Raw genomic sequence first — 1030 nt, forward strand, 5'->3', positions numbered from 1 at the left:
GGTACGGGGGCGGGCGGGCCGGCGCCGGTCATGACGGGGTGTCCTCCCTCGGGGTCCGCGCCCCGGGTCGACGTGAACGGCGACGAGAGTCTCCTGGCTCCCGGATCCGCGCACCCCCGGCCTTCCGATCCGGCGACGGACCGTGGCCCCTCGATGGGGGAGCGCTCCCCGGTGACAGTGGCGGGACCGCGCCGGATTCGCACCGGCTTCCTCTCCTGTCGCCGCGTGGGCAGCGATGAGTGCACCATGCCGTGATTCCGCCCGTCAACTCCCCGCTGACCTGCGACGCGCCGGTGTGCCCGACCCCACACGCCGTGGGGGATTACGCTGCGGCGTACCCGGGGAGGGGTCGGCCCCGCCGGGCCCGACGGGGAGAGGAGCGGGCGTGGAGGAACGGCTCGGGGGACCGGACGGCGCCGTACCGGAGTCGGTGCGGTGGGCGGTGGTGGCCACCGCGCGCCGCACGGTGGCGGACGGTCTGGTGGTGGGCACCTCCGGCAACGTCTCGGCACGGGTCGGGGACACCGTCGTGATCACCCCCAGCGGGGTGCCCTACGAGCGGCTGGACCCCACCGGGTTGGCCGTCGTGGATCTCCGCGGCCGGCCGCCGGGCGGGAGCTCGGGGGAGCCCGGTGTCCCCGCGGGGCCGGTGCCCAGCAGCGAACTCCCCCTGCACCTGGCGGTGTACCGGGCGCGGCCGGAGGCGCGGGCCGTGGTGCACACCCACGCCGTGCACGCCACCGCCGTCTCGACGCTGGTGGAGGAGGTACCGGCGGTGCACTACGCCTGCGCCGCCCTCGGGGGGCCGGTGCGGGTCGCGCCCTACGCGACGTACGGCACCGAGCGGTTGGCCGGGGGCGCGGTGGTGGCGCTGCGGGACCGCACCGCCTGTCTGCTGGCCAACCACGGCACGATCTCGCTGGGGGAGGCGCCGGGAGAAGCGTCGGGTGGAGGAGGTACCGGCGGTGCACTACGCCTGCGCCGCCCTCGGGGGGCCGGTGCGGGTCGCGCCCTACGCGACGTACGGCAC

Annotated in this window: 1 protein-coding gene and 1 riboswitch; the gene reads left to right on the forward strand. The window is 76.8% G+C overall.

What is annotated here, in order from left to right; genetic code table 11:
• Window positions 1-87 precede the first annotated feature (87 nt).
• A riboswitch (cobalamin riboswitch) is annotated at window positions 88-212 on the reverse strand.
• A gap of 173 nt (window positions 213-385) precedes the next feature.
• A partial coding sequence (locus FOE67_RS26765; protein ID WP_323385586.1) for a class II aldolase/adducin family protein occupies window positions 386-1030 on the forward strand: 645 nt, incomplete at its 3' end.

It is taken from the genome of Streptomyces calidiresistens (genome assembly GCF_014141525.1).
GTDB lineage: Bacteria > Actinomycetota > Actinomycetes > Streptomycetales > Streptomycetaceae > Streptomyces > Streptomyces calidiresistens.